Annotated in this window: 34 protein-coding genes; 29 read left to right on the forward strand and 5 right to left on the reverse strand. The window is 29.4% G+C overall.

The window, feature by feature from the left end; genetic code table 11:
* Positions 1-139 precede the first annotated feature (139 nt).
* The 15 genes from rodA to H8S20_RS13150 all read left to right on the forward strand — a co-directional run bounded on the left by rodA (position 140) and on the right by H8S20_RS13150 (position 13,486).
* Complete coding sequence (gene rodA, locus H8S20_RS13080) at positions 140-1,279, forward strand: rod shape-determining protein RodA (RefSeq protein ID WP_032117309.1); 1,140 nt, start codon at positions 140-142, stop codon at positions 1,277-1,279.
* 113 nt (positions 1,280-1,392) lie between these two features.
* The gene (locus H8S20_RS13085; RefSeq protein WP_186860410.1) at positions 1,393-1,806 is read left to right on the forward strand and encodes a hypothetical protein; all 414 of its coding nucleotides are present in this window, start codon (positions 1,393-1,395) and stop codon (positions 1,804-1,806) included.
* Between the two features lie 44 nt (positions 1,807-1,850).
* Entirely contained in the window at positions 1,851-2,717 is an 867-nt protein-coding gene (locus H8S20_RS13090) for a site-2 protease family protein (protein WP_032117311.1), read from the forward strand.
* Between the two features lie 244 nt (positions 2,718-2,961).
* Entirely contained in the window at positions 2,962-4,815 is a 1,854-nt protein-coding gene (locus tag H8S20_RS13095; protein WP_186860411.1) for a TIGR03960 family B12-binding radical SAM protein, read from the forward strand.
* Complete coding sequence (locus H8S20_RS13100; RefSeq protein ID WP_186860412.1) at positions 4,799-5,500, forward strand: TIGR03936 family radical SAM-associated protein; 702 nt, start codon at positions 4,799-4,801, stop codon at positions 5,498-5,500. Before H8S20_RS13095 ends, H8S20_RS13100 begins: the two co-directional genes overlap by 17 nt.
* A gap of 12 nt (positions 5,501-5,512) precedes the next feature.
* Positions 5,513-6,946 carry an Rne/Rng family ribonuclease gene (locus H8S20_RS13105; protein ID WP_032117314.1) on the forward strand — a complete coding sequence of 478 codons (1,434 nt, stop codon included), beginning with the start codon at positions 5,513-5,515 and terminating at the stop codon, positions 6,944-6,946.
* Between the two features lie 140 nt (positions 6,947-7,086).
* The gene (gene rplU / locus H8S20_RS13110) at positions 7,087-7,398 is read left to right on the forward strand and encodes a 50S ribosomal protein L21 (protein WP_032117315.1); all 312 of its coding nucleotides are present in this window, start codon (positions 7,087-7,089) and stop codon (positions 7,396-7,398) included.
* A 9-nt stretch (positions 7,399-7,407) separates the two neighbouring features.
* Entirely contained in the window at positions 7,408-7,782 is a 375-nt protein-coding gene (locus H8S20_RS13115; RefSeq protein ID WP_032117316.1) for a ribosomal-processing cysteine protease Prp, read from the forward strand.
* A gap of 5 nt (positions 7,783-7,787) precedes the next feature.
* Positions 7,788-8,087: a 50S ribosomal protein L27 gene (gene rpmA, locus H8S20_RS13120; protein WP_032118458.1), complete on the forward strand. Its 300-nt coding sequence runs from the start codon at positions 7,788-7,790 to the stop codon at positions 8,085-8,087.
* A gap of 216 nt (positions 8,088-8,303) precedes the next feature.
* A complete protein-coding gene (gene obgE / locus H8S20_RS13125) occupies positions 8,304-9,590 on the forward strand; it encodes a GTPase ObgE (protein WP_032117317.1) in 1,287 nt (428 codons plus the stop codon).
* A 14-nt stretch (positions 9,591-9,604) separates the two neighbouring features.
* Positions 9,605-9,910, forward strand: coding sequence for a ribosome assembly RNA-binding protein YhbY (yhbY, locus tag H8S20_RS13130; RefSeq protein WP_032117318.1), 306 nt, complete (start codon positions 9,605-9,607; stop codon positions 9,908-9,910).
* Positions 9,911-9,912: 2 nt separating this feature from the next.
* Complete coding sequence (gene nadD, locus H8S20_RS13135; protein ID WP_186860413.1) at positions 9,913-10,524, forward strand: nicotinate-nucleotide adenylyltransferase; 612 nt, start codon at positions 9,913-9,915, stop codon at positions 10,522-10,524.
* The gene (gene yqeK / locus H8S20_RS13140; RefSeq protein ID WP_186860414.1) at positions 10,517-11,092 is read left to right on the forward strand and encodes a bis(5'-nucleosyl)-tetraphosphatase (symmetrical) YqeK; all 576 of its coding nucleotides are present in this window, start codon (positions 10,517-10,519) and stop codon (positions 11,090-11,092) included. Before nadD ends, yqeK begins: the two co-directional genes overlap by 8 nt.
* A gap of 23 nt (positions 11,093-11,115) precedes the next feature.
* The gene (locus tag H8S20_RS13145; RefSeq protein ID WP_186860415.1) at positions 11,116-12,450 is read left to right on the forward strand and encodes an LCP family protein; all 1,335 of its coding nucleotides are present in this window, start codon (positions 11,116-11,118) and stop codon (positions 12,448-12,450) included.
* Between the two features lie 139 nt (positions 12,451-12,589).
* Positions 12,590-13,486: an RluA family pseudouridine synthase gene (locus H8S20_RS13150; protein ID WP_186860416.1), complete on the forward strand. Its 897-nt coding sequence runs from the start codon at positions 12,590-12,592 to the stop codon at positions 13,484-13,486.
* Between the two features lie 259 nt (positions 13,487-13,745).
* Here the strand turns inward: H8S20_RS13150 and H8S20_RS13155 are convergent, their stop codons facing one another.
* The gene (locus tag H8S20_RS13155) at positions 13,746-15,029 is read right to left on the reverse strand and encodes a D-alanyl-D-alanine carboxypeptidase family protein (protein ID WP_186860417.1); all 1,284 of its coding nucleotides are present in this window, start codon (positions 15,027-15,029) and stop codon (positions 13,746-13,748) included.
* A gap of 156 nt (positions 15,030-15,185) precedes the next feature.
* On the opposite strand from H8S20_RS13155, the gene H8S20_RS13160 reads away from it, so the two are divergent.
* The 4 genes from H8S20_RS13160 to rlmD all read left to right on the forward strand — a co-directional run bounded on the left by H8S20_RS13160 (position 15,186) and on the right by rlmD (position 18,517).
* Positions 15,186-15,839: a helix-hairpin-helix domain-containing protein gene (locus H8S20_RS13160; protein WP_366456249.1), complete on the forward strand. Its 654-nt coding sequence runs from the start codon at positions 15,186-15,188 to the stop codon at positions 15,837-15,839.
* Positions 15,840-15,999: 160 nt separating this feature from the next.
* A complete protein-coding gene (locus H8S20_RS13165) occupies positions 16,000-16,662 on the forward strand; it encodes a hypothetical protein (protein ID WP_186860418.1) in 663 nt (220 codons plus the stop codon).
* Positions 16,663-16,702: 40 nt separating this feature from the next.
* Positions 16,703-17,059, forward strand: a complete 357-nt coding sequence (locus tag H8S20_RS13170; RefSeq protein WP_186860419.1) for a hypothetical protein — start codon at positions 16,703-16,705, stop codon at positions 17,057-17,059.
* A gap of 102 nt (positions 17,060-17,161) precedes the next feature.
* On the forward strand, positions 17,162-18,517 hold the full coding sequence (rlmD, locus tag H8S20_RS13175) for a 23S rRNA (uracil(1939)-C(5))-methyltransferase RlmD (RefSeq protein ID WP_186860420.1): 1,356 nt from the start codon (positions 17,162-17,164) through the stop codon (positions 18,515-18,517).
* A gap of 84 nt (positions 18,518-18,601) precedes the next feature.
* Here the strand turns inward: rlmD and H8S20_RS13180 are convergent, their stop codons facing one another.
* The 4 genes from H8S20_RS13180 to H8S20_RS13195 are packed head-to-tail and all read right to left on the reverse strand — an operon-like array spanning position 18,602 to position 20,912.
* On the reverse strand, positions 18,602-19,750 hold the full coding sequence (locus H8S20_RS13180) for a site-specific integrase (protein WP_186860421.1): 1,149 nt from the start codon (positions 19,748-19,750) through the stop codon (positions 18,602-18,604).
* Between the two features lie 33 nt (positions 19,751-19,783).
* Positions 19,784-19,966 carry a hypothetical protein gene (locus H8S20_RS13185; RefSeq protein ID WP_186860422.1) on the reverse strand — a complete coding sequence of 61 codons (183 nt, stop codon included), beginning with the start codon at positions 19,964-19,966 and terminating at the stop codon, positions 19,784-19,786.
* Between the two features lie 17 nt (positions 19,967-19,983).
* Entirely contained in the window at positions 19,984-20,448 is a 465-nt protein-coding gene (locus H8S20_RS13190; RefSeq protein WP_186860423.1) for an ImmA/IrrE family metallo-endopeptidase, read from the reverse strand.
* A 32-nt stretch (positions 20,449-20,480) separates the two neighbouring features.
* A complete protein-coding gene (locus tag H8S20_RS13195; protein ID WP_207725329.1) occupies positions 20,481-20,912 on the reverse strand; it encodes a helix-turn-helix domain-containing protein in 432 nt (143 codons plus the stop codon).
* A 159-nt stretch (positions 20,913-21,071) separates the two neighbouring features.
* On the opposite strand from H8S20_RS13195, the gene H8S20_RS13200 reads away from it, so the two are divergent.
* The 10 genes from H8S20_RS13200 (at position 21,072) to H8S20_RS13245 (ending at position 24,876) form a co-directional block, all read left to right on the forward strand.
* Positions 21,072-21,281 carry a helix-turn-helix domain-containing protein gene (locus tag H8S20_RS13200; RefSeq protein ID WP_186860424.1) on the forward strand — a complete coding sequence of 70 codons (210 nt, stop codon included), beginning with the start codon at positions 21,072-21,074 and terminating at the stop codon, positions 21,279-21,281.
* Between the two features lie 30 nt (positions 21,282-21,311).
* Positions 21,312-21,521 (forward strand): helix-turn-helix domain-containing protein, encoded by a 210-nt coding sequence (locus tag H8S20_RS13205; RefSeq protein WP_366456254.1) that lies wholly within the window; start codon positions 21,312-21,314, stop codon positions 21,519-21,521.
* Positions 21,522-21,532: 11 nt separating this feature from the next.
* Positions 21,533-21,766 carry a hypothetical protein gene (locus H8S20_RS13210; RefSeq protein ID WP_186860425.1) on the forward strand — a complete coding sequence of 78 codons (234 nt, stop codon included), beginning with the start codon at positions 21,533-21,535 and terminating at the stop codon, positions 21,764-21,766.
* 46 nt (positions 21,767-21,812) lie between these two features.
* Positions 21,813-22,664, forward strand: coding sequence for a Rha family transcriptional regulator (locus tag H8S20_RS13215; RefSeq protein WP_243177672.1), 852 nt, complete (start codon positions 21,813-21,815; stop codon positions 22,662-22,664).
* Positions 22,665-22,677: 13 nt separating this feature from the next.
* Positions 22,678-22,944 (forward strand): hypothetical protein, encoded by a 267-nt coding sequence (locus H8S20_RS13220; RefSeq protein WP_186860426.1) that lies wholly within the window; start codon positions 22,678-22,680, stop codon positions 22,942-22,944.
* Between the two features lie 3 nt (positions 22,945-22,947).
* Entirely contained in the window at positions 22,948-23,112 is a 165-nt protein-coding gene (locus H8S20_RS13225) for a hypothetical protein (protein WP_186860427.1), read from the forward strand.
* 39 nt (positions 23,113-23,151) lie between these two features.
* Positions 23,152-23,451 (forward strand): hypothetical protein, encoded by a 300-nt coding sequence (locus tag H8S20_RS13230; RefSeq protein WP_186860428.1) that lies wholly within the window; start codon positions 23,152-23,154, stop codon positions 23,449-23,451.
* A gap of 2 nt (positions 23,452-23,453) precedes the next feature.
* A complete protein-coding gene (locus H8S20_RS13235; protein ID WP_186860429.1) occupies positions 23,454-23,615 on the forward strand; it encodes a hypothetical protein in 162 nt (53 codons plus the stop codon).
* Positions 23,616-23,727: 112 nt separating this feature from the next.
* On the forward strand, positions 23,728-24,510 hold the full coding sequence (locus H8S20_RS13240) for a phage replisome organizer N-terminal domain-containing protein (protein WP_186860430.1): 783 nt from the start codon (positions 23,728-23,730) through the stop codon (positions 24,508-24,510).
* 12 nt (positions 24,511-24,522) lie between these two features.
* Positions 24,523-24,876 (forward strand): hypothetical protein, encoded by a 354-nt coding sequence (locus H8S20_RS13245; protein WP_186860431.1) that lies wholly within the window; start codon positions 24,523-24,525, stop codon positions 24,874-24,876.
* The last annotated feature ends 189 nt before the right edge of the window (positions 24,877-25,065 follow it).

Genomic DNA, 25,065 nt, shown 5'->3' on the forward strand with positions numbered 1-25,065 from the left:
TTTTATTTTATGTAGTTAAAAAATTATTGGTACTTCTTAAATTTTTATTAAAAACAGCGCGATGCTATAAATATATATGGTGAAAAAAGTAGAAATAGGATATAATAAAAAAATACTAGAGGATGTGGAGGTCAATTAAATGATAATACCATTATCTCAATTTAAGATGGATAAAAAAAAGTTTAAAGAAATTGATAAATGGATGCTTTTTTCAATTGTAACAATTGTATTGTTTGGGATACTTAATATATATTTAGCTACAAAGCCATATGCATATAATACTACATATGTAATTAAACAATCATTATTTTTTGGAGTATCATTAGTAGGATTATATTTTATTATGGCTTTAGATTATAGCATAATAAAGGGCTTTACGCCTTTATTTTATTGGGGGTCAGTTATTTTATTAGTACTTGTATTAGTAATTGGTAAAACGGTAAATGGAGCACAGGGGTGGATAAATCTTGGTATAGTATCATTCCAACCAGCAGAACTTGCAAAAGTAGCTACTATAATGATGATGGGTAAAAAGTTGGAAGATATGGATGGAAACATAAATAATTTTAAAAACTTTTGTATTGTTGCACTTTATGCTATAATACCAGCAGCTTTAATAGTAATTCAACCAGATATGGGAATGACGATGGTTCTATTTTTTATGGTTGTAGGAGTGTTCTTTGCAGGTGGATTAGATAAAAGAATAATTATTGGAGGCCTTACTGGATTAGTAGTAGCTATTGTTCTTGTGTGGAATTCAGGGTTGATTCAACCATACCAAAAGATGAGAATTATATCATTTCAAAATCCAGAGGCAAATAGTTCTGAAGAAGGTTATCACTTAAGACAGTCATTAATTGGAATAGGATCGGGAGGATTTTTAGGAACTAATAGTTCATTCTCTAAGGAGAGTGCAGGCGGGTATGCTTCCCAATATGTTCCAGAAGTTGAAACGGACTTTATATTTGCTCAAATAGGTGAGCAATGGGGATTGTTAGGAGCAGCATTCCTATTAAGTCTTTATGGAATATTGATATGTAGAATGATAGCAATAGCAAGGGATTCAAAGGATATGTTCGGAAATATAGTTGCTATAGGAATGACATCATATTTATTATTTGCTATATGGCAAAATATAGGAATGACTATAGGATTAATGCCTATTACAGGTATAACACTTCCATTAGTGAGTTATGGAGGAAGTTCACTTTTAACAACTATATTATCATTAGGATTAGTTTTAAATATTGGTATGAGAAAAAGAAAATTATACTTCTAGATGTAATAGAACTGCTTTTTAGCAGTTCTATTTTTATTCTCTACTTTATTATAGCAGTTATATTTTAATAGCTAGAAAAATATAATTAATTAAGCAATTTTTTAGGAGGAGACATGAGTAATTATAATCTTCAGTATAAAGAGTATTATGATAATCTTAAGAAGAAGAATAGTACAGTAAATTCAGAACGAAGTATTAATGATGATGGAATTCTTATATATAGGGGAAACACTGTTTATACACAAAATCGAAAACATAAAAAAGAAGGTTTTTTTGCAAATCTTATAGCAATGCAACTAGTTGGAACAATGATGTTATTTTTATTTGCTTTTGGAGGTAAGTACTCATCTAATCAAGATATTGTAGAATGTTATACAAAATTTAAAGTAGGAGTGGAACAAGAATATACATATGCCAATGCGAAAGTAAATTCTAAGGAGATAAAGATTGATTCACTAAAAAATAAATTTTTAGAATCAATAAATTGGGTAAAAGAGAAATTAGTAAATGATGATTTTACGTATTAGTAAGATTATCTTAGGAGGGGCAGTAATAGTAAGGATTTGATAATGTGAAATTAAAAAGATGGAAGCAAATATTACTTTCTGAGTTTCTGCTTATAGCGATATTAGTTAATATTGATAAAACATTTATTTTGTCATGTTGTTGTATATTAATACATGAATTTAGTCATATAATAGTTGCTAAATCAAAAGGTAGTAGGTTTAATAACTTGCAGTTCCATATTTATGGTGCAAAGGTTGAACTTATGGATTTGGATGAACTTACTGATAAAGATAAAATTATTATATATATAGCAGGAGCTATGGCTAATATTGTTATAATGATAATAGCTTGGATAGTATCTAAACATAATAACAATGAAATTTTTGAAACTTTATTTAAGCTGAATTTTAGTTTAGCTTTTTTTAACTTATTACCTGCATATCCTTTAGATGGTGCAAGGGTGATGGAACTAATACTTTCTAGAAAGATTACTTATAAAAGAGCACAAAAAATAATATCAATAATAAGCTATGTAATAGCTGCTTTTTTTATTTTAATATCAATATCAGCAGCTATTTTTTTAAAGGAGTTCAATATATCCTTAATTGCGATAGGAATAATAATGATTGATATAACTAAAACGGAAGAAAAATCAACAATGTATATATTGATGGGTAACGTTTTTAAGAAGCATAATAATATTGTTAAAAATGGGTTTATAGAGAATAGAACTATATCTGTATACTACAAACAAGGATTAGTAAAGTTATTAACTTATGTTGATAAGAATAGATTTAACAGCTTTTATATTTTAAATGATGATATGAAACTAATATATATTCTAAATGAAGATGAACTTGTTGAAGCTTTGAAATTATATGGAAACATATCCATAGAAGATTATGTTAATACTAAGAAAGATAGTAGTTAGTTTACTTTTAGATAGAGGATATGCTAGAATGTTAACAGTTATATAGTGACAAGTGACAGGTGATAAGTCGCAAGTTACCAATAAGATGTTAAAAGTTAATAGTGATAGGGATCAATTTATAAGTTGTTAGTAATTGGTTAATAGTTAAGAGAAGAGTAAATTTTTTAAAGTCAGCTTTAGCTGGCTTTATTCCGTAACTCTTAACTTTTAACTTGTCACTTTTAACTAAATACAGGAGGTATTTATGAATAAAATAAGCGATGATATTTTATGTAAAGTTGAAAAACCTGCTAGATATGTTGGGGGAGAATTAAACCAAGTTATAAAGAATCCAAATGAAGTTGACATAAGATTTGCGTTTTGTTTCCCAGATGTATATGAAGTAGGTATGTCCCACTTAGGAACTAGAATTCTTTATCATACAATAAATGAAAGATCAGATACATATTGTGAAAGAACTTTTGCTCCATGGCCAGATATGGAAAAATTAATGAGAGAAAATAACATTCCTCTATATACTTTAGAAACTAAAGATCCATTAGATAAATTTGATATATTAGGATTTACTCTTCAATACGAAATGAGTTATACAAATATATTAAATATGCTTGATATGAGTGGAATAACTATAAGAGCTTCTGAAAGAGGAGAAGATGAACCAATAGTTATGGCTGGTGGACCTTGTGCATACAATCCAGAACCATTATATGACATCGTTGATTTCTTTGAAATTGGTGAAGGTGAAGAAATGATGAATGATGTTCTTGATGTATATAAGAAGTACAAAGGCAAAGGTAAGAAGAAAGAATTTTTAAGAGAAATATCTAAGATTAGAGGTATTTATGTCCCTTCACTTTATGATGTTACTTACAATGAAGATGGGACTATAAAAGAATTTAAACCAAAATATGATGATGTACCGGCTAAAGTTCAAAAAAGAGTAGTTAATAATTTTGATGCTGTATCATTCCCAGAAGAAATGATAGTTCCTTATACTGAAATAGTTCACGATAGAATAGTTCTAGAAACATTTAGAGGATGTACTAATGGATGCAGATTTTGTCAAGCAGGTATGATCTATAGACCAGTTAGAGAAAAGACTACAAACACATTATTAGAGCAAGCAAGAAAAGCTGTTAAGGCTACTGGATATCAAGAAATATCACTAGCTTCATTAAGTACTTGTGATTATTCAGATATTCAAAGATTAATAACTCAACTTGTTTCGGAGCATGAAGATAATAAAGTTGGGGTAGCTCTTCCTTCAATAAGAGTTGATGCCTTTGATGTTGATCTAATAAAAGAAATCCAAAAGGTTAGAAAAACAGGTTTAACTTTTGCTCCGGAGGCTGGATCTCAAAGAATGAGGGACATAATAAATAAGGGGTTAACTGAAGATAGAATATTAGCAGCTGCTAAAAATGCTTTTGAATCAGGTTGGAGCACTATGAAGCTATACTTTATGGTTGGACTTCCATATGAAACAACAGAAGATGCTAGAGGAATAGGAGAACTTGCAGAAAAGATAGCTGATGTTTATTTTGCTACTCCAAAGGAAAAGAGAAGTAAGGGATTAAAGATTACAGTAAGTACATCAATCTTAGTTCCAAAGCCATTTACTCCATTCCAATGGGCTCCAATGGAAAAGCCAGAAATAGTTGCTGAGAGAATTAAAGCTGTTAAAGATTCTATTAATTCAAGAAGCATTAACTATAACTACCATGAGCAAGAGACTTCATTTATGGAAGCAGTATTTGCAAGAGGAGACAGAAGAGCTTGTGACGTTCTAATTAAGGCTTTTGAAAAAGGAGCTAAATTTGACGGATGGTCAGAATTCTTCAGTAAGCAAATTTGGGATGAGGCTATGGCAGATTGCGACTTTAACCCTGACTTCTATGTTTATAGAGAAAAGAGTTATGATGAAGTACTTCCATGGGACTTCATAGATATAGGTGTAAACAGAAAATATCTTGAGAGAGAGAATGAAAAGGCTAAAAATGCAGAGCTTACTAAGAACTGTAGAGAAGGCTGCACAGGTTGTGGAATCAATGTAAACTTTAAGGAAGGGAAGTGTTTCGAAGGTGCGTTATGTAATTAAGTTTACTAAAGGTGAAGATATAAAATTTATAGGTCACTTAGATCTAATGAGAACTATACAAAGAATAATAAGAAGATCAGGTCTTCCTATAGAGTATTCAAAAGGGTTCAATCCTCATATGGCATTATCAATAGCACAACCACTTTCTGTTGGAGTTTACTCTGATGGAGAATATTTAGATTTAGTTTTAACTAAAGAATTAAATGAAGAGGAAGTAGTAAATACATTAAACGAATTTGCTCCTCCAACAATTAAGTTCATTTGTGCTAAAAGTATAGAAATAATAGAGAATGTAAAAAGATTACCTCAAACGATGGCTCTTTTAGATGGTGCTAGATACACTATAAAGGTTAAGTTAAATAGTGAAGAAGGTATAAATGAAGCTATGGATTCTATGCTTAATGACAAAGAATTTAATATAGTTAAAAAGACTAAAAAGGGTGAAAAAGAAACTGATATTAAACCTCTTATTAAAGAATTGAAGTATTGGGTTAAAGATAATGAACTTATAATTAATACTCTTATAGCTACAGGAAGTAGAGAAAACTTATCTGCAGACCTTCTTGTAACTTATATTAAGGGCAAAGTTTCAGGAATAAATGAAGATGCGTTCGTTAATATAAAAAGAGAAGAAATGTATTTATTAAAGAATAATAAGTATGTTCCATTATATAAAGGTATTTAGGAAGTAGAAATTATGAAAGAAGTATTTGTTCTAAATGAAGAAGACTTTTTGAAAATTGCAGTAAAAGAAAATGGGGAATTAGTAGAATGTATTGTAGAAGAACGTTCTACTGACCCTCAAATTGGTGAGATATACAAAGGTAGAATAAAAAATATTCTACCTTCTATTAATTCGATTTTTATTGATATAGGTTTAGAAAAAGAAGCTTATATGTATTATAGTGATGAATTAAAAAGACTAGCTGTTAAAAAAGGTCAAGATATATTAGTTGAAGTTTTGAAGGAACCATTAGGAAATAAAGGGGCTAAGGTGACTCATAAAGCAAGTATAGCAGGGAAGTATGCTGTATTAACTTTAGGTAGTGAAGGGATAAAATTATCTAAGAGAATAGCATCATTAGAAGCTAGACAAAGATTGACTACACTTATAAAGCCACCAAGAGATGTAGAGGTTCTTTTTAGAACTGATGCTGAGGAGGCTGAAAGTGAAGAAATTTTAAAAGATTTAGATTCTTTACTTAAAAAGAAAGAACAATTAGAAAGAAAGCTAAATTATTCAACTCATCTAGGAAAGATAGATAGTAATAGTTTAATGGTAAGATTTTTTTCAGAATTAGATAATATAAAAACTACTATAGTTTGTGATGATAAAGAGCAGGTAAAAATTATAGAAGAATTTATAAAAAGTAAAGATAATATATCTATGAAATATTATGATGGACATATAAGTCTCTTTGATTATTATGGGATAGAGAAGGAAATACTAAAGTTAAGACATAAAAAAGTAAACCTAGAGTCAGGTGGATATATAGTTATAGATAAAACTGAGGCTATGTATGTTATTGATGTAAATAGTGGTAAGCATACAAAAGCAAGAGATTTTAATAGAACAATATTTGAAACTAATATGGAAGCTGCTAAAGAAATTGGTAGACAGATTAAACTTAGAAATCTAAGTGGAATAATAGTAGTTGATTTTATTGATATGAGAGATGATAGACAAAGACCTATTGTTATGAAAACTCTTAAAAAATCCCTAGAGTCTGATAAGGGTAATACAAAAATATATCCTTTCACTGAATTAGACTTAGTACAAATTTCTAGAAGAAGAAAAGGTAAATCTATATATGAATACTTAGAAGAGAGTTGTAAAAAGTGTAAGTCTAATGGATATATATTAAAGCTATCTTATTTAGAAAATTTAATTAAAAATGAAATTTTAAGAGCTTATAGAGAAAATTCAATAAATGATTTTTACATTGAGCTTGATGTAAGCTATAAAGAAAATGTAAAAGAGGATTTAGTTGGATTTTTAACTAGAATAGATGGATTAGATAAAGAAATTTACTTAAATTTTATAGATAATCTTGAGGGGTATAACCTTGAACCATTGATTTTTGCAAGTCAAAAAGAAAATTACCAAAGTTACAAAATAAAAACAGTTTAAAAGTTATATAAATTTCTTTACAAGATGAATAAATTTGTGATAAAATGTCATAGTGAACCGCACATAGTAAGGTTTTAATAAAACAAAGTTAAATCTTTGTACCTACATTGGCGAATCCGTAAATAGAGGAGGTGTTTTTAATGTACGCAGTATTAACTACAGGAGGAAAACAATACAAAGTTAGCGAAGGAGACGTAATATACGTTGAAAAGCTAAATGTAGAAGTTGACTCAAACGTTGAATTAACAGAAGTATTAGCAGTTTCAAATGGTGAAACTTTAAAAGTTGGTACACCAGTTGTAGAAGGTGCTAAAGTTGTGGCTAAGGTAGTTGCTCAAGGTAAAGCTAAGAAAATAACAGTTTTCAAGTATAAGGCTAAGAAGGACTACAGAAGAAAGAACGGTCACAGACAACCTTACACTAAGTTAGTAATCGAAAAAATCGAAGCTTAATTATAAGTTATGATTAGAGTTACTATTTTACAAAAAGGTAATATATCTCTTGGATTTAAGATATCAGGTCATGCTTTATCAAGAGAAGAAATTGAGAACACTATTGGTGATGCATATGATTTAATATGTAATTCAGTTTCTGTTTTATCTCAAGGTGCTGTAATAGGCATGGAGGAGGTTTTAAAACTTCCAGTAAAGTATGAAATAAATGATGGATACTTATCTTTAAATTTATCTGGACTTAAAGAAGATGAGATAGAAAAAGGGCAAGTTTTACTTAAGACTTTTGAAAAGTCTATGGAAAGCTTAATGATGTCCTTAGAAGCTAGTTTTGGTAAAAATAAACGAAATAAATATATAAGTTTGAAAAACGAGGAGGTGTAATGGATATGTTAATGATGAACCTTCAATTATTTGCCCACAAAAAAGGGGTAGGTAGCTCAAAGAATGGTAGAGACTCTCATTCAAAAAGATTAGGTGCTAAGGCTGCAGACGGAGAATTCGTTTTAGCTGGAAACATTCTATACAGACAAAGAGGAACTAAGATTCACCCAGGTGTTAACGTAGGTAAGGGTGGAGATGATACTCTATTTGCTAAAGAAGACGGAATCGTTAAATTCGAAAGAATGGGTAGAGACAAGAAAAAGGTTTCTATTTATCCTGTAGAAGTTCAAGAAATAGCAGAATAATTTATATAATAAAAGCACCCATTGGGTGCTTTTATTAATATGCTTAAATAATTAAAAGTTTAAAATTAAGAATTAAGAATTAGCGATAAAATTCCGTAGGATTTTTCACATTAATTCTTCATTTTTAATTCTTAATTTTCAATTATAAAAATTAGTAAGTTATGGCATAATAAAAGATAAGTTATTATGTTTATATATACTTAGGAGGTATAGACTATGTTTATAGATAGAGCCAAGATATTAGTTAAGTCAGGTGCTGGTGGTAATGGTGCAGTTACTTTTAGAAGAGAAAAGTATGTTCCATTAGGAGGACCAGATGGTGGAGATGGTGGTAAAGGTGGTAGCGTTATCTTTACTGTTGATACTGGATTAACTACTTTATTAGATTTTAAATATAAGAAAAAGTTCGTAGCTGAAGCTGGTGGTAATGGTTCAGGTTCAAAGTGCTATGGAAAAGACGGAGAAAACTTATACATAAGAGTTCCAATGGGAACTATTGTAAGAGATTTTGAAAGTAACAAAGTAATATGCGACCTTTCACATAAAGATGATACATTTATTATCGCTAGAGGTGGTAAAGGCGGTAAAGGGAATTGTAAGTTCTGTACACCTACAAGACAGGCACCACATTTTGCAGAACCAGGTATGCCAGCAGAAGAAAGAACTTTAATGTTAGAATTAAAATTACTTGCTGACGTTGGATTAGTAGGTTTCCCTAATGTAGGTAAATCAACTTTACTTTCAACTGTAACTGCTGCAAGACCAAAGATAGCAAATTATCACTTTACAACATTAAAACCAAATCTTGGAGTTGTTAAGGCTGAAGGTATAAATTCATTTGTTATGGCAGATATTCCAGGAATTATTGAAGGAGCTGCTGAAGGTGTAGGACTAGGATTAGATTTCTTAAGACATATTGAAAGAACAAGACTTTTAATTCATGTTGTAGATATATCAGGGGTTGAAGGTAGAGATGCTTTTGAAGATTTCGTTAAGATAAATGAAGAACTTAAGAAATACTCTGTAAAGCTTTGGGATAGACCACAAATAGTTGTAGCTAATAAGGCTGATATGTTATATGATGATGAAGTTTTTGAAGACTTTAAGAAAAAGGTTAATGAATTAGGCTTTGATAAAGTATTCAAAATGTCTGCAGCAACTAAGTCTGGAGTAGAAGAGGTTATTAAAGAAGCTGGTAAGATGTTAACAGAAATTCCAATAATGGATTTACAAATACCAGATGAAGAGAGATATATAGAAGAAGAAAAGAGATTCACTTACGAAGTTGAAATCGAAGAAAGTGATGAATACAACACTTATGTTGTTACAGGATCATTCGTTGATAGATTATTAAGTGCAGTTAATATTCATGATGCTGACTCATTAAGATATTTCCATAAAGTATTAAGAAACAAAGGCGTTCTTGATAGACTTAGAGAAATGGGAATTGAAGATGGAGATATGGTAAGATTAAACGACTTTGAATTTGAATACATCTTATAGGAGGAAAATATTATATGATTACAGGAAAGCAAAGAGCTTATTTAAGAGGATTAGCTAATACTATGGATCCTATATTCCAAATAGGTAAAAACGGTATAGAAGAGGCATTTTTGAATCAATTAGAAGAGGCTTTAGAAGCTAGAGAACTTATAAAGATAAAGGTTTTAGAGAATAGTGGATTAGGTGCTAGAGAAGCTTCTGATGAAATATGCAGAAAGATAGGTTGTGAAGGAATTCAAGCTATAGGTAGCAAGATAGTATTATACAAAAAGTCTGAAAAGAAGCCTAAAATAGAAATACCACAAGGAAATAGAAAATAATCATGAAACGCTATGGCATAATGGGTGGTACTTTTAATCCTATTCACTTAGCACATCTTTATATTGCATATGAGGCTAAAGAACAATTAGATTTAGATACTATAATATTTATGCCAGCAGGTAATCCACCACATAAAAAGAATAAGTCTATTATAGATTCATCATTCAGACTTGAAATGGTTAATCTTGCTATAGAAGGTTATAAAGATTTTATGGTTAGTAATTATGAAATTGAAAAGCAAGGACTTAGTTTTACTTATGAAACATTAAAGACATTAAAGCGGGATGATGTAGAACTATATTTTATTGCAGGTGGAGATTCTCTAATGGATATTGAAAAGTGGAGAAATCCAGATCAGATACTAGAAGATTGTAACTTTGTTGTTTTTAATAGAGGGAAATTTTCAATAGAAGAATTAGAAAAGCAAAAGATTAAACTAGAAGAAAAATATAATGCAAATATAATTCTTTTAAATGTAGCTAATATTGATATTTCATCTTCAATGATTAGAGAAAGATTGGAAGAAGGAAAGAGAGTTGATTTCTTTCTTCCAAATAAAGTTTTAAAGTATATAGTCGATAATAGGTTATATGAGGGGGATTTAAATGATTAGAATCTATGAAATGAATAAATATCTTAAAGAAAATCTTATTGAAAATAGATATAATCATACTGTTGGAGTAGTAAATACAGCGATAGAATTAGCAGAAATACATGGTGAAAATAAGTTTAAAGCTGAGATAGCAGCATTATCTCATGATATAGCTAAAAACATGAAAGTAACCGATTTAAAAAAGTTAATAGATGAGGAAGGGATAAGCCTAACTATTGACGAAGAAAAGAATATGGAGTTATGGCATGCTATAGTTGCACCTATATTAGGAAAGAAAGTATTTAAGATAGAAGATGATGAGATATTAAGTGCTATGAGATGGCATACAACTGGAAAAGAAAATATGAGTAGGTTAGATAAAATAATATACTTAGCAGACTTAATTGAACCATCCAGAAAGTTTAATGGTATAGATGAATTAAGAAAAGTAGCTAAAGAGGATTTAGATTTAGCTATGGTAAAAGCATTAACGCACACTATTAAATATTTACTTGATAGAAATTTGGCAATAGATGGGAATACTTTTAAGGCTAGAAATTATTTATTGTATAACAATGTAAAATTATAATTTTATGTTACGAGGGGGTTATTATGGCGGGTAATGGCGATAAAGATAGACCTAAAAAAGATTCGAGGCTTATAACTAAAAGTGCTAGGGAAGAATTTGAAAGAAAAAGAGAGCTTAGAAAAAAGGCAAAAAGAAGAGCTAGAACTAGGATGGTAATAGTTATTATTATCTTCTTATTGTTGCTTATAATTTCTACAATGTTTTTTTCGGTAATATCATTTATTACAGCATTAAAGAAAAATGATTTACAATCAGGAATAACACCTAGAAAAAATGAACCAGTGAATATTCTTATATTAGGAATGGATATAGGAGATGCTGATCAAGAGGAAAATAAGTCTATAAGAAGAACTGATACAATGATGGTTCTTAACTATAATCCAAATACTAAAAAGATTAATATTGTATCTATTCCAAGAGATACATTAATACAAGTAGATGCTTATGATGAATATGGTAACCTAAGACCTTATTGGAAGATTAACAACGCTTATGTTTTAGGTGGAGAAGAAGAAGTTATAAAGCATGTTGAATCACTTTTAGAAACAACTATAAACTATATAGTAGAGATAGATTATAATGCATTTAGAAACTTTATAGATGCTATTGGTGGAGTTGATATGTATATTGAGCAACAAATGGATTATGATGATGATGCTCAAGACTTGCATATTCACTTTAATCAAGGTGAAACTGTTCATTTAGATGGTGAGAAAGCTGAAGAATTCTTTAGATGGAGAAAGAATAATGATGGTACTGGATTTGTTGATGGAGATTTAGGTAGAATAAGAAATCAACAAGCATTTATGAAACAAGTATTGAAAAAGTGTTTAAATCCAACTATTGTGTTTAAGCTACCTAAGATTTTAGATGTTGTTAAAGAAAGTATAGATACAAATATGCCTGGTGATAAGATGGTATCATATGGATTAAAATTCTTAACGAACTCTGGAATATCAATGAATACACTTCAAGGATATGATGAGATAATATATGATGAATATTTCTTAGTTGTTGAATCAGGTATGAATAGAGAAATTTTAGCTGCAATAAAATCAGGTGAAGTTTTATCTGAAGATAAATCAAGATCAGATTATAATATTTTAGTTCTTAATGGTACTAGAATAAATGGTTTAGCAGGGAATGTTAAATCAGAGATGGAGTCTATAGGATATTCTGGTATAGTAGTAGACAATGCTGAGAAGAGATCTAAATCTATAATAATGTGTGATGACAAAGATTTAAAAGAGCAGTTAAAGATTGATACTGGAATTAATAACTTCAAAAAGAATAATAATGAGGAATACGGCAATTATGATGCTGTAATAATTCTAGGAGAAGACTTTGATGCATTTTAAAAAAATTATGATTTTTTAGTGGCAAATGACAAGTGACAAGTGGCAAATTTAAATTATAGACACTATAACTTGCCATTTGTCATTTTACATTTGCCATTGTTTTTACTTGGTAAAGATGAAGTTGCATAAGGAGGTAAAGGTGAGTACTTTAGAAAGAGTTGTACATAAAGAATTTGAAGGAATGAAGATAAGGGAATTCCTTAAATTTCATATGGGATTATCTTCAAGACTTATAAGAGGTGCATCTATAGATAAAAGAATTTTTGTAAATGATGTTGCTGTAAAAATGAATTACGTATTAAAAGATAATGATAAGATAGTTATTAATCTAGCTAAGAAGGAAAGTCAAAATATTGAACCTGAAAAGATAGATTTAGATATTGTTTATGAAGATAAAGATATAATAGTTATCAATAAAAGACCTAATATGGTAGTTCATCCAACTAAAAGATACCAATCAGGTACATTAGCTAATGGGCTTTTATATTATTTTAAAGAAACAGGGCAAGATTGTATAGTAAGACTTGTAAGTCGTCTTGATATGGATACATCAGGACTTATAATAGTTGCAAAAAATCAATATGCACATATGGAATTATCAAAAGAGATGCAAGAGAATAACGTAGAAAAGAGGTATTTAGCAGTTGTTCACGGCCACCTTGAAAATTCTGAAGGAACTATAGACTTACCAATATATAGACCAGAAGAAGAAGGCACTATAAGAAGAGTTATAGACGAAAGAGGACAAAGAAGTATAACTCATTATAAGGTAGTTGAAAGATTAAAAGATGCTGATGTTGTTGAGTGTTTATTAGAAACAGGAAGAACGCATCAGATAAGAGTTCACTTAAAGGCTCTAGGCCATCCAATTTATGGAGATACATTATACGGTTATGAAGATGATAATAAGTATATGAAAAGACAAGCGCTACATGCTTATGGATTAGATTTTAAATCACCAAGAACTAAAGAAGAACTATCATTAAGAGCAAACTTACCAGAAGATATTCAAGAATTATTGAAAGCTTTGAAATAGAAGATTTTTAATATCAAAACATATTTCGAGGTTGGATTAAATCTTTTATACTTAAAGATGAAAAGATTCCTCTTTGGAGTGATGAAAAGTAAAAGACTGAGATAGGTATTTCTATCACAGTCTTTTTTATGTAAGACAATATTTCTTTTTTTTGACAAAGGAAAATTTTTATCTTAAACGAAGTTGAATATTTCTCTTAGCTAAGCTAATATTTCTTTTCAAGAAGTGAACATTTATCCTGTTAGCAAAGCTAATAATTTTATATATTTAAGTTATATTTCTTTCTCATAAAATCTCTTTTTTTATTAATTTTTCTTTTACGTATATAAAGATATATAGCTAAAGAAATAATTAATATTACAATTACAGCAATAACTATTTTATTGGATATAAGCTTATTAAATGTATTTTCTATTTTTATTTTTGCTGTATATTCTCTATCAATTCCGCTTAAAAGTTCTAAGGTAGTATATTTTTCACCATTAACAATAAGTGTAGCATTAAATAGTACGTCACCTTTTTTTATAGAACTCTCAGAATAATCTTTATCAGCGTAATTAAATGCTGTTGTAACATTTGGATCTTGTCCGGCTGATAAAGTATAGTAGATATCTTTATTGGTTACTAAAGGAATTGATGTATTATCACTTATTTGATATTCTCCGACAACATCACCTTTGTTAAATAATTTAACTGAGTCAAAGTTTTCAAATCCCCAATCAAATAATTGACCAACACTTGTATATTGAGTATCTTTATTATATGCATTTAAAAATGAAGCGACTAATACTTCCTCATCTTTAACAGCTGTAGCTACATATGTATGATTAGCTTCTGGAGTCCATCCAGTCTTACCACAGTATATATTTTCATAATACCATTGAGACCAATCTACATAGCAATTGTTTCTATTTGTAGCCCACTTTTCAGTACCATCTGAATATGGGTGATTTACGTATTTATATGATATAATTCTTGATATTCTGCAAAAGTCATCAAAATTTAATGCAAAACGCATAATTTTAGCCATATCATTAGCTGTTGTAAGATGCCCTTCTTCATGTAGACCACTTGGGTTTTTAAAGATTGTATTAGTACAGCCTAGTTCTTTAGCTCTTTCAGTCATAAGTTTTCCAAATTCAGCATTTGAACCAGCGACAAATTCAGCAAGAGCTTCAGCACAATCATTAGCTGATTCTAATAACATAGCTATTAGTAACTCTTCAACAGTATAGACTTCTCCCTCTCTTATACCGATTGCAGAACCATCAACTAAAGGAGGGTTTGTACCTATAGTAACCTTATCATCTAATTTAGTGTTTTCTAATACTACTATAGCCGTCATAACTTTAGTTATTGATGCAGGTTCATATTGAACATCAGCATTTTGCGAATAGAGTACTTCTCCTGATTTTCCATCCATTAAAACTACACCTTGTGCTTCTAAAAGTGGCACTGCATGTGTATTTATACTTGTAATATTTGTTATTAAAATGGTACAAATGAACAATAATGGTAGGAGTTTTGTTATAAGTTTTTTCATATAGTTCTCCCCATATATCAATTATTTTACTAAATTATTTTAACAAAAATAACAAATTTATTCTAGAGCAAATTAACTTTTGCAATGTAAAAGTTTAAATTACATAAAAATGTTAATAATATTAGATATTATTTCTTAATAAGGAGAAATTTAAAAGTGGATAAATTTAGGGATAAAAAGGTAATAGCAATAACAATAGTATTAGCAATTTTATTTATTTCATCAATTATTCTTTATGGAAAAAATAGAAATAAAATATTTTCTAATCAAGATATGAATAATATATTCGTAGATAGTAATGAAGAATTAACTGATATTTTTGAAGACAATTCTATAGATAATAAAGAGGTATTAGTAAGCAATGAAAAGGAAAAAGTAGATGTATCAAAAATATTTGTAGAAATAAAAGGAGAGGTTTTAAGACCAGATGTTTATGAATTAGAAGAGGACAGTATAGTTAAAGAGTTAATTGAAATAGCTGGTGGATTAAAAGAAGAAGCTGATATATCTAGCATAAATAGAGCAAAGAAGCTTAAAAATAATGAACTTGTTATTATACCAAATATAAATGATAAAGGTAGCACTAATATTTTTAATGAAATTAGTACAGAATCAAATGAATTAATAAATATTAACTTTGCAGACATAAGTGAGTTAAAGAAGATTACTGGTATTGGAGAGGTAAAGGCTCAAAGTATAATAGACTATAGAGAGAAAAGTGGTGGCTTTAAGTCCATTGACGAAATTAAAAATGTAGACGGGATAGGTGAAAAGACATTTGAGAAGATTAAAGACGAGATAACCCTATGAAAATATTTACAAAATATGATATATAAATGCAAGAATAAAGATGAAGTTAAAGTGAAAATTGTGGCAAAACCTTTTAATAAGTCACATTAAATGTTATAATTAATTAAATTTAGGAAAAAATATTTTTGATATAAACAGAATATCGTAGGGGGTATTAATTATGATAAAAAGAACAGTGGCTATAATATTAAGTACAGTGCTTGTGTTAGGAATGATAGGTTGTTCTGATAATAAAGAGGATGCTAATAATGATGTTGCACCTATTAAAGTAGAAACTAGAGATGCACTTCCAGGAGAGTGGGCAAAAGACCTGACTAGGGATGAAGTGTCTGAATTACATAAGGAAATTTTAGCAAGAGTAGAGGAGACTGCTACTTTTTATGGATTAGAGTATGAAGTAATAGAAGAAGTAAAAGAAGATGCAAATGGGTTATCAATAAATGATAATCATATAAATATAGATATTGAAGATCCAGAACCAAACAGATTAGAAAGTATGTATTATGGATTTAAACAATATGGTACAGATTTAGCAACTGGTGAACTTGTAATGAAAATTTCATCAGTATTAGATAAAAAAGCTATAGAAGAAGAAGGTGTATTTGACTTTGGAGAAACTTCTTTTTCTGCGTTCTCTGAAGCATTTACAGGAGTAACGGGAAGAGATTACACTGAGCTAAATCAGCAAATCTATGACATGATAACAGGAGATAATAATGCTACTACAATAGAAAATAATTTAGATGGAGTAAGAGAAACAATATCAATAACTGATGATTTCTTATTATATACTTTACAAACTAAGGAATATCAGTTTAAGTAGGGGAATGATTTTTGTTTTATCTTAATTGGAGGAGTAAGGTTTGGAAAAAAATCAAGAAAATTTAGTAGAGAATGAAGTAGAACAAATTATAACTGAGGAAGAAGTTCAAGATACTGAAAAAGAAGAAGTTTATGAAGAAGTAGTAAAAGTTGAAGGTAAGTTTTCACATTTTTTCAAAGTTATTTTATCAGGAGTTTTAGACCAAATATTAGCAGTAGGAATAGCATTGATTCTTTTCTTTATATTTGATTTAATAATAGGAGTAGTAGGTTATGAAATTGCTATGAGAGATGAAATGTTTCTTATAATATATATAGTTAGTAACGTATTATACTATTCAATATCACAAGAGATATTAGAAGGAAAAACTGTAGGTAAAAAGTTAATATTAAGATAAGTTATTTATAAATCTTTGATTTAAAACTAAGAACTTACACCACCGAATTTTATTAGGTGGTTTTTCCTTTGTTGAACAAAAAATAAATTTTAGGAGTGTACTATGAGAAGAGGAAGCCAAGTAACAGTAAAGATTGATAATATTGAATTTCCATCAATGGGAGTTGGGGAACTAGAGGGGAAAAAGATTTATGTGAAAGGGGCTTTCCCTGGTCAAGTAATTAAGGGAACTATAAAGAAAAATAGAGAAAATTATTCAGAAGCTAAACTTGTAGAAGTATTAGAAAGAGCAGAGTATGAAATATCAGCACCATGTCCACATTTCGGGGTTTGTGGTGGATGTAGTTCACAAAACTTAACTTATGATAAGCAATTAGACTTATTAAGTCATGAAATATGTGAACTATTTGATTCTAAGGATTTACCAATGGGAATGTATCTTGGAGTAAAAGGTAGTGAAAACCACTGGGAATACAGAAATAAGATGGAGTTTACCTTTGGAGATATGGAAAAGGGTGGAGAGCTTACTCTTGGAATGCATATGAAAGGTAAGTCATTTGGTGTATTAACAGTTGATAACTGTATGATAATAGACGAAGATTTCAGAAAGGTTCTTACAGCTACAGTTGAATATTTCAGAAAACAAAATTTACCTTATTATAGAGTAATGAAGAGAGAAGGTTACTTAAGACATCTTGTAATTAGAAAAGCTACTAACACTGGTGAGCTTATGGTTAACTTAGTTACAACAACTCAAATAGATTTTGATCTTACTGAATATACAGAACTAATTAAATCTTTAGAGTATAAGGGAGAATTAGTATCTGTACTACATACTGAAAATAACTCATTATCTGATGCGGTTATACCTGAAAAGGTTAATGTATTATTTGGAAGAGATTATATAGTAGAAAATTTATTAGGACTTAAGTTTAAAATATCACCATTTTCATTCTTCCAAACTAATTCTAAAGGCGCAGAAAGTCTTTATAGTTTAGTAAGAGAATTTATGGGAGACGGTGAAAATAAAGTAGTATTCGATCTTTATTGCGGAACAGGAACTATAGGTCAAATAGCTGCACCAAATGCTAAAAAGGTTATAGGACTTGAGCTTATTGAAGAAGCTGTAGAAGCTGCAAAAGAAAATGCTAATCTTAATGGGCTTACTAACTGTGAATTTATAGCAGGTGATGTTGCGGAGACTATTAAGCAAGTAAAAGTTAAACCGGACATAATAATTTTAGATCCACCAAGAAGCGGAGTTTCACCAAAGGCTTTAGATTATGTAATTAAATTTAATGCACCAGAAATAATTTACGTTTCATGTAATCCAAAGACTATGGTTGAAAACTTAGATGTATTATTAGCACATGGATATATTGTGGAGAAGAGTACGGTTAAAGATATGTTCCCAAATACACCGCATGCTGAGACAGTAGTTAGATTAATTAAGAAATAAAGCTATTTAACTAAGTCTATATGTATTTATTATATGATTTTTCCACCCTCTTTCCACCGACTTAAGTGGGTGGGTGGAAAGTTACTATCCTTTTGTAGGATTATTTATGGCATTTTCAAATATATCAACAGTTTGTCTTTGCATGTTTGGCGTAACGTGTGCATAAGTATCCATAGTTGTTGATAGTTTGGAATGCCCTAACCTATTTTGGACATCTTTCATATTCGCACCATTTTCAATTAGCATTGTTGCGTGAGTATGTCTTAAACTATGAAAATTAAAATTAATCTTTAATTCATAATTAACGACTCTAGAAAGATATTTTAATGATTCTGTTGTTATATTTTCACCGTTTTCCTTAGTACATATAAAGTTACTTTCTCTATACCAATGACCATATTTAATTCTCATTTCATCTTGATAAATTTTATGATCCTGTAGTATTTTAACTAGAGATGGACCAATATTTATAATTCTATGACTACTTTGAGTTTTGGGTGTGCCAAATGTCCATTCAGGGCCTATCTTAACTAAAATTTTATTAACCTCTAAGGTATAATTATTAAAGTCAATATCATCCCATGTAAGCCCAGTTACCTCACTCGCACGGAGTCCAGTTTGAAATGCTATTTGTAATGGGATGTAGAAGCTAGAACCTACAGGGAACCTCTCTATCATTTTATTAAAATCAGTTAATGATATAATTTTTAGTTCAGTGCTATCCTTTTTGTGTAATATGTCATATCTAGGCATATGTACGTATGTCATAGGGTTTTCTTTAATATATTTCATTGGATAAACAGCGTACTTCAATGATCCTGATAATAATCCATAAAAGCTACTAACGGTATTTTTAGAGAATCCATTTATACTTTTTTTATTTAAGAAATCCTGTAATATAGATGGATTTAAAGTTTTAAGTTTATATAATCCTAGTATTGGTTTAATATGTTGTTCTATGTATCTTTTATACAATGCTTCTGTAGTCCTTTTACATTGTATTTTCACATAGTTATTCATCCAATAATCAAGATAATCAGAATAGCTAATATCATTATCATTTTTTAAGGTTCCAGCATTTTCATACTCAGCAATTGCATTTCTTAATGCTGTTAAAGCTTCCTTCTTAGTTGATCCACCCTTTCTTTCAATTTTTTTTCTCTTACCATCAACCTTAGCTAAGTCAAAATAGTAATACCATGTATCACCTTTTTTTCTAACACCACCTTGCATTAGTTTCACCTCCTTTCATTGCAGTAGATATTTTTATTCATTATCTAATTCATCTAAGAATTTAGATGATAATTTTAAATTTTCTTCTATAGCAAGAACATCTTCATATGTCATAGGTGTATCATTATATCTATTTCCAAGATTAATATGCATACAATTATATTTTTTATATAATTTATAGAATTCGTTTTGAACATCTATATTTTCAAATTTCATTATATCGCCTCCAAAGTTTAAATTATTTCAAGAACTCCAAAGTTAGGATGAAAATAAATTATATAATTATCTATTTGATAAGTTATTCCATATTTACTACGATAATATTCAATTGCACTTTCAAGAAATTCTTCTGTTATATGCAAATATTCTGCTAATTCAAACTTATTTCTAACCCCTGATTTATGAGCATTTATTAAATCTACAATACCTACTAATCGCTCATATCCCCATTTTCTTGCGATTAATTCTTGTTTAACATTTGATACTATAGATTGATCTGTAATATTTCCGACAGTTTTATGGTAATGGCCAAGCTCTTCTGATAATATACAATACTTTTCTTTATCACTTACTCTACTGTTTATAAAAATAAAATTATTAACACACTTACCACAAGGCAAATCTGTACCTAAATCAATTTCATATACCTTAGCACCATTTTCATGAGCTTTTTGTAATAGTCTCTCATATTTAGTCATTTGAAAAAATCATCCCCACCCACAATAAGTATTTATAATCTATCTTTTAAAAATTTGTTTATTATATTATTCATATTTTCTTTTTCTTCTTCTGAAAGATTATCATCATGGGCTGCTATTGGAGCAAGATGATTATTATATTTATAGTTATCCAGTAAGTCTTTTGTATAACTAATGACTTTATGCTTACCCAGATCATTTAATTTTCGTAAATCCTCTATATGTTTTTCTTCTTCTTTAGAGTATTTATCAGCATTTTCATTAATAGTCCATCCCATTAAAAGTGAGGGGGATATATGAAGAGCTTTTGCAAGAGAAATTATATTATCTCTTCTCATATTTTCAATCATACCTGTTTCCCATTTTCGAACAGTACTCTTACCAACACCCACTAAATTGCCGAGTTGTTCATAAGTAAGACCTAACTCTTGCCTTTTTTCTCTAATTAAATCCTTAATTTCCATATAAGTACTCCTTTCTTTATGAAGTAATTATAACCTATTTAGTGTCTTTTATGCAACTTTTAAACTTTTTTTTAAAAAAAAGTGTCTTAAAGTGTTGACAAGTGAAAATAAAAATATTAAACTAAAAGTGTCCTCAAAGACACAAGAGGAGGTGAATGTATGGAGAACATTTTAAGATCATTGATTGTTCTTAAAGGAAAAACTATACCAGAAGTAGCAAAAGAAATGGGAATAAGTAAAAATGCATTATATAGAAAAATTTGCGGGAAATCTGAATTTACAAGAAGGGAAATCTCAGCACTTGTTTCTATATTAGATATAGAACCATATAAAGCTATGGAGATTTTTTTTAACCTAAAGGTGTCTTAAAAGACACAAGGAATTATGAAGGAGTGATAGATGTTGGAACTATTAACAATTAGTGAAGTAGCTTCAAGATTAAAGATTAATGTGAATTTAGTTTACAAACTTATAAAAGCAGGGCATATAAAAGCGTTAAAGCTTGGATGTTTGAAAGTAACATCTATAGAATTTGAGAGATTCTTAGTTGAGGCTAATGGAAAAGATTTTAGCGATTTAAACAATGTTACAGATTATGTATCAGTTTAGGAGGGAAAGTTATGGATCATGTAATAGATTATATACAGAATTATATGAATTGCTATGATGTTGGCGAGTTAGCAAAGGAGTATAAAAGTGGACTTTATAAAAAGTTGAGCGATTGTCCAAGTTATAGCACGGTAAAGGCTTATTGCGATGCGATAAATATTTTAACTAAAGCGTGTTATAATGCTGAAACTGCAAAGATGTATTGCACATCACCTAGTAAGGAAATAGAGCTGTATTTAGAATAATAACTTAAAGATAAATAAGGCTGAAAAGCCTTTAAAAAATGTCGATATGGCGAAAAATGCTGTAAAAGAAAAAGAGATAGGAGAGATAAAAATGGAAAATTTAAAACATAAACATAAAGATGTAGTAATTAAGAAAATTGATGGAGAGTTAGTCGTAACTAGTAGACAAGTGGCAGAGGATTTTGAAAAAGAACATAAAAATGTACTTCAAACAATTAATAATTTGGTGGCTGAAAATTCAGCTGTGAAAAATATGATTATTGAAAGCACTTATGAAAATAGAGGGAAGTATTATCCAGAATATTTACTTACTAGAGATGGATTTTCACTTTTAGTAATGGGCTTCACTGGCAGTAGGGCACTGCAATGGAAACTTAAATACATAGAAGCCTTTAATAAGATGGAACAAGAGCTAAAAGGACAGGCATTAAACACATCAGAATTAAGTCCAGAACTTCAAATGTTTAAGAAAATATTTGATTCAGTAGCTAAACAACAATTAGAAGCTAAAGAAACTCAAAGAATAGCATTAGAGGCTAATGATAAAGCTGAAGAAGCTAAAGAAGAAATACAAGGAATTAGGTATATAGTTGCTATTAATTCTACTAACTGGAGAAAAGAAACATCAACTTTAATAAGCAAAATAGCTTTAAAATTAGGCGGATATGAAAATATAAATCTTTTAAGAGAAGAAAGCTACAAGATTTTAGAGGAAAGAGGACGTACCAGATTATCTGTAAAGCTAACTAATAAGCGTAGAAGAATGGCTGATGAAGGAGTATGTAAATCTAAGAGAGATAAATTAAATAAGCTAGATGTTATTGGAGAAGATAGCAGATTATTAGAAATATATTTAGCTGTAGTAAAGGATATGGCTATTAAATATGGAGTAGCGTAGGAGGTAAATAAATATGTCAAAAATGATTAAAACAACAGATACAGAAATGAAAGTAGATACATCATCAATATTGGTAGTTGAAATTGGAGATTTAAGTTTTGAGAAGGACGAAAGATACTTTTGGATAGATGTTTATTCAGGTAGCGGAGAAGAGAAGAAGTTTATAACACAAATAGATGAAGATGATATGCCTATACTTATAGAGCATGAGGAATTAAAGATATATTGTTTAAATTGGTATTTCAATAATGTAGAGATTATTGAGAAAGTTGAGGAATAAAATATGGCAACTTTTAATCTTATACAAGTTATTTTGAAATTTATTGTACTAGGATATGGGCTTAAATGTGTCTTAGAAGCAAGTAAAGCAAGAGAGAATGCTAATTTTATAAAAGAGTTTAGATATTTATTGTGGGCAATTTTAATTCTGCTTTCACTAAAGAATTAATAATTTGAAAGTATTGTTCATTAAATAAGGAGGAGAAAAATGAGAGAAATTAAATTTAGAGCATATGCAGTAGAAAGTTTAATTGATAGCCAATGGATTGAAAATGGATATGGAGTAACTAAAATTAAATATACTGATGGAACAAGCTCAGTTCATATATTAACATCATACGGAGATTATCAAGTTGTAGAAGAGTCTGTAGGTCAGTATACAAAAAAAGGAGCAATTAGTATGAGTGTACAAGTATTAAAGGATTATGTAGAGTTCTCGAGAGAAATTGGAGAGAAACCTACTTGGGAAGGACTAAAAGAACATAAAAAGATGTTTTGGAGGGATTAAAATTGAGTATACAAAGTAGTTTAGAACTAGCGGTAAGTATTTTAGGAGTAGGTCACAGAACAACGCTTATGGTAAGTGAAGAGAGAGATAAGGAAGTAGCAGTAGAGCAAAGGAGGATATATGATAAATGGCTAAAAAACAACTTAGTGAAAAGACAGCATTAGAATTATTGATAAATAGCAATGCTATAAGACGTAAAAAGAGACATGCCTAACCGACCAAAGTAAAGGCACGTCAAAAAAGATTCAAGTTAAGTATATCAGAAAGGATATAGTTATGGCAAAGAGATATTATTGGTTAAAGCTTAAAGAAAATTTCTTTAGACAAAAAGAGATAAAAAAGCTTAGGAAAATTGCTGGGGGAGATACATTTACAATAATCTACTTAAAGATTCAACTTTTAAGTTTGAAAGATAATGGGAAGTTATTTTTTGAAGGTGTAGAAGATACATTTTATGAGGAATTAGCATTAGAAATTGATGAAGATGTAAATAATGTTGAGTTAACTATTGCCTATTTAATGAAACATGGTCTATTAGAAGAAGTTACACAAGATGAATATATACTTCCTCAAACAGTAGCCTCAATAGGAAGTGAGGGTTCTAGCACCGAAAGAGTAAGAAAACATAGAGAAAAAAAGAAGTTGTTACAATGTAACAATAAAGTAACAATTAGTAACACAGAGATAGAGCAAGAGATAGAGCAAGAGATAGAGCAAGAGATAGAGCAACAGCTATATAAAGAAGTGTGGGGAATATTAAAAGACTATTATGATACAAAAGAAATAGAAGCTATCTATAAATTTTGTGTAGAAAATAATATTGCTGCTGCTGTTGTTAAAGAAAAGTATTTTGTAATTAGAGAAAGACAGTCTATTAAAAATAGGGTAGGAGCTTTAATAAGTGCTATAAAGAATGATTGGACTAATCCGAAGATGATAGAAGCAGTTGGAAGTAATTACACTAGCAATAATTCTAAGAGGTTTAATAATAACAATTATGAGTTATCTGAAAAGAAGAAAAAGGAAATAGAAGAAATAGAATCAGCTTTTGGATATTAGGGGGTATATAAAATGCTAGAAGGAATTAAGAAGTTAGTTAATATGATAAAGTTTAAATTTAAAGGAACTGATAATCTAGAGTTTGAATTTGATGGACAAGAAATTGATTATTTACCTAACGATGAAGAATTAGAAGTAGATTTATCTTCTGAAGAAGATTTTACAGCAGTTCATATAATAAATGATATTGGAGAAGTTCAACCGATAGAATGGTGTTTTGATATTAAAAGGATAGATAAGAATAAGAGAATATTCTTATTGAGACAACTCTATGGCAAAGATAAGGGACATTTAATACATATATTAGTTAATACTAGGAAGCCAAGAGTTAGAAAGAAACTTGTAAAAAGAATAATGATTAGGTAACAAATATGTCTTATATAGATTAGCGTCTAAACTAAGCAGCGGGATTACAACAATTGCTAAGTTAGATGTTGTTACAGTATGGGGAAGGTTAATCCCTTCCCTAATAAAAATGGAGTATAAGTTTATGAGTGATAAAGAGTTAGAAGAAGTTTTATATAAAGCAATTGAATATTATTTTGATGGAATGTC

Origin of the sequence: Clostridium hominis, from assembly GCF_014287825.1 — a bacterium.
Taxonomy (GTDB): domain Bacteria; phylum Bacillota; class Clostridia; order Clostridiales; family Clostridiaceae; genus Clostridium; species Clostridium hominis.

Excerpts from the sequence above, each read along its gene's own strand:
- rodA (WP_032117309.1), top strand. The coding sequence starts at position 140 with ATGATAATACCATTATCTCAATTTAAGATGGATAAAAAAAAGTTTAAA.
- H8S20_RS13085 (WP_186860410.1), top strand. The coding sequence starts at position 1,393 with ATGAGTAATTATAATCTTCAGTATAAAGAGTATTATGATAATCTTAAG.
- H8S20_RS13095 (WP_186860411.1), top strand. The coding sequence starts at position 2,962 with ATGAATAAAATAAGCGATGATATTTTATGTAAAGTTGAAAAACCTGCT.
- H8S20_RS13105 (WP_032117314.1), top strand. The coding sequence starts at position 5,513 with ATGAAAGAAGTATTTGTTCTAAATGAAGAAGACTTTTTGAAAATTGCA.
- rplU (WP_032117315.1), top strand. The coding sequence starts at position 7,087 with ATGTACGCAGTATTAACTACAGGAGGAAAACAATACAAAGTTAGCGAA.
- H8S20_RS13115 (WP_032117316.1), top strand. The coding sequence starts at position 7,408 with ATGATTAGAGTTACTATTTTACAAAAAGGTAATATATCTCTTGGATTT.
- rpmA (WP_032118458.1), top strand. The coding sequence starts at position 7,788 with ATGTTAATGATGAACCTTCAATTATTTGCCCACAAAAAAGGGGTAGGT.
- obgE (WP_032117317.1), top strand. The coding sequence starts at position 8,304 with ATGTTTATAGATAGAGCCAAGATATTAGTTAAGTCAGGTGCTGGTGGT.
- yhbY (WP_032117318.1), top strand. The coding sequence starts at position 9,605 with ATGATTACAGGAAAGCAAAGAGCTTATTTAAGAGGATTAGCTAATACT.
- nadD (WP_186860413.1), top strand. The coding sequence starts at position 9,913 with ATGAAACGCTATGGCATAATGGGTGGTACTTTTAATCCTATTCACTTA.
- yqeK (WP_186860414.1), top strand. The coding sequence starts at position 10,517 with ATGATTAGAATCTATGAAATGAATAAATATCTTAAAGAAAATCTTATT.
- H8S20_RS13145 (WP_186860415.1), top strand. The coding sequence starts at position 11,116 with ATGGCGGGTAATGGCGATAAAGATAGACCTAAAAAAGATTCGAGGCTT.
- H8S20_RS13155 (WP_186860417.1), bottom strand. The coding sequence starts at position 15,029 with ATGAAAAAACTTATAACAAAACTCCTACCATTATTGTTCATTTGTACC.
- H8S20_RS13165 (WP_186860418.1), top strand. The coding sequence starts at position 16,000 with ATGATAAAAAGAACAGTGGCTATAATATTAAGTACAGTGCTTGTGTTA.
- rlmD (WP_186860420.1), top strand. The coding sequence starts at position 17,162 with ATGAGAAGAGGAAGCCAAGTAACAGTAAAGATTGATAATATTGAATTT.
- H8S20_RS13180 (WP_186860421.1), bottom strand. The coding sequence starts at position 19,750 with ATGCAAGGTGGTGTTAGAAAAAAAGGTGATACATGGTATTACTATTTT.
- H8S20_RS13185 (WP_186860422.1), bottom strand. The coding sequence starts at position 19,966 with ATGAAATTTGAAAATATAGATGTTCAAAACGAATTCTATAAATTATAT.
- H8S20_RS13190 (WP_186860423.1), bottom strand. The coding sequence starts at position 20,448 with ATGACTAAATATGAGAGACTATTACAAAAAGCTCATGAAAATGGTGCT.
- H8S20_RS13195 (WP_207725329.1), bottom strand. The coding sequence starts at position 20,912 with ATGGAAATTAAGGATTTAATTAGAGAAAAAAGGCAAGAGTTAGGTCTT.
- H8S20_RS13200 (WP_186860424.1), top strand. The coding sequence starts at position 21,072 with ATGGAGAACATTTTAAGATCATTGATTGTTCTTAAAGGAAAAACTATA.
- H8S20_RS13205 (WP_366456254.1), top strand. The coding sequence starts at position 21,312 with ATGTTGGAACTATTAACAATTAGTGAAGTAGCTTCAAGATTAAAGATT.
- H8S20_RS13210 (WP_186860425.1), top strand. The coding sequence starts at position 21,533 with ATGGATCATGTAATAGATTATATACAGAATTATATGAATTGCTATGAT.
- H8S20_RS13215 (WP_243177672.1), top strand. The coding sequence starts at position 21,813 with ATGGCGAAAAATGCTGTAAAAGAAAAAGAGATAGGAGAGATAAAAATG.
- H8S20_RS13220 (WP_186860426.1), top strand. The coding sequence starts at position 22,678 with ATGTCAAAAATGATTAAAACAACAGATACAGAAATGAAAGTAGATACA.
- H8S20_RS13225 (WP_186860427.1), top strand. The coding sequence starts at position 22,948 with ATGGCAACTTTTAATCTTATACAAGTTATTTTGAAATTTATTGTACTA.
- H8S20_RS13230 (WP_186860428.1), top strand. The coding sequence starts at position 23,152 with ATGAGAGAAATTAAATTTAGAGCATATGCAGTAGAAAGTTTAATTGAT.
- H8S20_RS13240 (WP_186860430.1), top strand. The coding sequence starts at position 23,728 with ATGGCAAAGAGATATTATTGGTTAAAGCTTAAAGAAAATTTCTTTAGA.
- H8S20_RS13245 (WP_186860431.1), top strand. The coding sequence starts at position 24,523 with ATGCTAGAAGGAATTAAGAAGTTAGTTAATATGATAAAGTTTAAATTT.